Raw genomic sequence first — 3,633 nt, 5'->3', positions numbered from 1 at the left:
GAAGCTATTTTATATAAATTAATGGATATAATTATCATATTATTTATATTTTTGATAAATCAATTAATGAAACAAAATATGGTTATCGTTAAAAGGTCAATAATTAAAGGAATTTGTGCAATCGGTTGCATCAATATGGGTTTATTATACGGACAGACTTCAGTTCAGGTGAAAAATAATTTGGATTTTTCCAGGAATGAAGTGGTTTCAATTCGTGTTTCGGATTTAAAATCATTTTTAAATAAGAATAAAGAAGCTGATCTCAGGATAAAAGGCGGCAACGGAAATTCACTTCCCGTGCAATGGATCGACTATGACGGCGACGGGAAAAATGACGAACTGCTGTTTCAGGCAAACGTTGAGGCAAAAAAAACAAATACCTATACTCTATTTGCAGATGCAAAAAATCAGGTTCCCGAAAGCAGGATTTCAACCTATTCAAGATTGGTTCCGGAAAGAGTGGACGATTACACCTGGGAAAATGATAAAGTGGCGTTCAGGGTATACGGTCCGAAAGGTCAGAAAGAAGCTTTGGCAGGTGTAAAAGGAAGCACACTTTCCAGCGGAGTGGATATCTGGCTGAAAAGGACAGACCAGCCGGTTATTAATAAATGGTACAAAGGATATCTTACCGATCCTATGTATTATCACAAAGATACAAGAGGCGAGGGCTACGATCCTTATCACGTTGGCGACAGCCGCGGCACGGGTGGAATCGGGATCTGGGTGAATGATAAACTGCAGGTTTCACAAAATTTCGTGACTTCCAGAACCATTGCAGAAGGTCCTCTGAGGACGGTTTTTGAATTAACCTACAGTCCGTGGAGCGATTTTGGAGTGAAAGAAACAAAACGGATTTCATTGGATTTAGGTTCTCATTTTTCTAAGTTTGAATCTCAATTTGAAGCGCAGAAACCCGTCCCGAATTATACGGTAGGCATCAGCCTGCATAAAAACGAAGGGCTTACGAAACTGAATGACAGTAACGGATATTACCTGCACTGGGAGAAAATTGATGATGCCTTTGTTGGGGAAGGATTAGTGGTAGACCCTGGAATTGTTGAAAAGTCTGTTGCTTTTAAATCTGAAACTCCGGATCAGAGTAATCTTCTGATTGTAACAAAACCTCATAAAAAGCTGACATATTATGCAGGATTTGCGTGGCAGAAAGCGGGGGAAGTCCAGACGCAGGAAGATTGGGAAAAGATGCTGCAGAAACAGGCTCAGATCATTGCAAGCCCTTTATCGGTAAAAATTAAATAATCAAATCAGAATGAAATTTAAACTCTATACACTGGCTTTAGGATTAATAGCCGTTAATCTTTCGGCCCAGATAAAAAAAGATACGCTTGCTGAAAAAATGCTCCTGTATCAGCTTCCGATCGGAGGCTGGGGAAAGCAGCTTGAAGATAAATCTGTAGTGAATTACGACCTGCCGGTTGATAAAACACTCCTGAAAAAGATAAAATCTACTGGCGACGACCACGCGACTATCGATAACAATGCCACTTCAAGGGAAATCAATGCTTTAATAAAAGCGTATGCTGCAACAAAAAATCCAGAATATTTAAAGTCTGCCGAAAAAGGAATCAGCTATTTGCTGTTGATGCAGTATAAAAACGGAGGTTTCCCTCAGTATTATCCGAATACAGGGTTGTACAGAAAGCAGGTCACGTACAATGACAATGCAATGATCAATGCGCTGACGGTTCTCTATAATGTTGCGGAAGGAAAAAACGGTTTTGATGTTGTTGATTCTAAACTGAAAGAAAAATCAAAAACTGCCGTACAGAAAGGTATCGATTGTATCTTAAAAACTCAGATTTTACAGAAAGGAGTTCCGTCGATCTGGGGAGATCAGTACAATGAAATTACCCTTCAGCCTGAAAAAGCCAGAGCTTTTGAACCTGTTTCCCTGGCGACTGCAGAATCGGTAGGCATCGTAAGGTTTCTGATGATGCAGCCTGTGGTGACGCCTGAAATCGAAAAGTCGGTGAAATCTGCTGTACGGTGGTTTTCTGCAAATGATATCGAAGGCTACAGCTACAATGTGACCAAACAGAACGGTAAAACGGTAAGGGTACTGGCAGAGGATAAAAATTCTGTCATCTGGGCAAGATTTTATGATGTGGTGACCAATAAACCGCTTTTCGGAGACCGTGACGGAAGTGTAAAATACAATTATAACGATGTTTCCGAAGAACGGAGAAACGGCTACAGCTGGTACGGCGATTTTGCCGGAAAGCTTATCAATAAAGAATATCCCAAATGGCTGGAAAAGAATAAAATTGCCGATCAATAATTCATTCCAGGTTCATAGGAAAGTCAGATAAGTATTTAGTAAAAATTGTAGAGCTATCAATCTGCAGGAAAAAAGACTGAGAATTTCTCAGTCTTTCTTGTTTTGAATAGGTTAAAGTATTTATTAAAGTGTATTACAGATATTTCCTGTTAACGTTGCACCTGCATTTGCCGTTACGTCTGCTTTCACGTCGCCCACTGCCAATTTTACAATGGTGTAAGAAGGCGTAAATGCTGTTCCGCTTCCTGCTGTATTACCGGTTACGTTAATGAAGCTGTTTCCTGTCTGGGTCACTGCGGTAAAGCCAGTCATCAGGCTGATCGGTTCTTTTACATTTTCAAATACGTTTCTTTCCACCAAAATATTGGCCTGTACTCCCGCTGCGATACATTTGTTACTTGCCGAACTGTTGAAATAACTGTTCAGGATATGAATTTTCCCGAATCTTACTCTCGGCATACGCTCTTTACATCCCGGAGCCCACCAGCAACGAACAAAAGTTACGTTCAGTTTTCCGGCATCGGCAGTAGCGCCATCGCTTGAACCGATAAGGTTTGAGAATCTGTGATCATCTGTTCCGCCTGATCCTCCCGGTTTTGGAGCTTTTAAGTAATGGAATTTCGTGTAAGAAACCGTAACAAAATCAGATTTGTTTTTAATGTCGAAGTTACCGTCTACACCGTCCCTGAATTCACAATGGTCGATCCATACATTTCTGCAGTCATCCAGAATGGCATTGTCCCAACCGTCTGTATCGTAAGCGCCCGGGCCTTCAAAAATAAGGTTTCTGACCACGATATTGTTGCATCTTTTAATGTTGATGATTCCAGAACCGTCTTTGGTCTGATCGACAGAAACCAATTTTGCTCCGCTTGTTCCGTAAATCGTTTTTCCGGTTTGATCCTGAAGAGATAAACGTGCGGTAATAGTAATTGTTCCTGTTACTTTAATCACTTTTACAGCAGTGTTTTCAATGGCTGCTTTTAATTGAGCGTAATTGGTAACCGTTGTTTCGGCAGCCGTTTCGCCACCGGTTGTTCCGCCGTTCAGTGAGGCCCATCCCGGAGCTACACAGTTAGCCAAAGGCACAACTGCTCTCGATGCCGGAGAATTAAGACTGCTTTCATTGGGGTTTTCCGCTGACTGGTTTTTAAGGTCTTCCTGCCCACATCCGGTCAGTGCGAAAACTGTGCTTAAGGCTACTGTAGAGAAAATAGCTTTAATGGTGTTTTTCATAATTATAATTTGTTATTTGTGAACTGTGAAATTATGTAATAATTATAAAATACTTTTATATTTTACTATATCTATATTTAAATAATTATAATGTT

General features: G+C 40.4%; 3 protein-coding genes. 2 read left to right on the top strand and 1 reads right to left on the bottom strand.

The features are described from left to right. The first annotated feature begins 135 nt into the window (after positions 1–135). Positions 136–1,263, top strand: a complete 1,128-nt coding sequence (locus tag ASE55_RS03195) for a DUF4861 domain-containing protein (protein WP_238584979.1) — start codon at positions 136–138, stop codon at positions 1,261–1,263. Positions 1,264–1,273: 10 nt separating this feature from the next. After that, positions 1,274–2,302, top strand: a complete 1,029-nt coding sequence (gene pelA / locus ASE55_RS03190; RefSeq protein ID WP_056215482.1) for a pectate lyase — start codon at positions 1,274–1,276, stop codon at positions 2,300–2,302. A 123-nt stretch (positions 2,303–2,425) separates the two neighbouring features. Here the strand turns inward: pelA and ASE55_RS03185 are convergent, their stop codons facing one another. Then, positions 2,426–3,538, bottom strand: a complete 1,113-nt coding sequence (locus ASE55_RS03185) for a polysaccharide lyase family 1 protein (protein WP_056215480.1) — start codon at positions 3,536–3,538, stop codon at positions 2,426–2,428. Positions 3,539–3,633: the final 95 nt, after the last annotated feature.

It is taken from the genome of Chryseobacterium sp. Leaf201, assembly GCF_001421435.1.
Taxonomy (GTDB): Bacteria; Bacteroidota; Bacteroidia; order Flavobacteriales; family Weeksellaceae; genus Chryseobacterium.
Note: the sequence above shows the minus strand (reverse complement) of the source record. Positions and strands in the feature narration are given on the sequence as shown.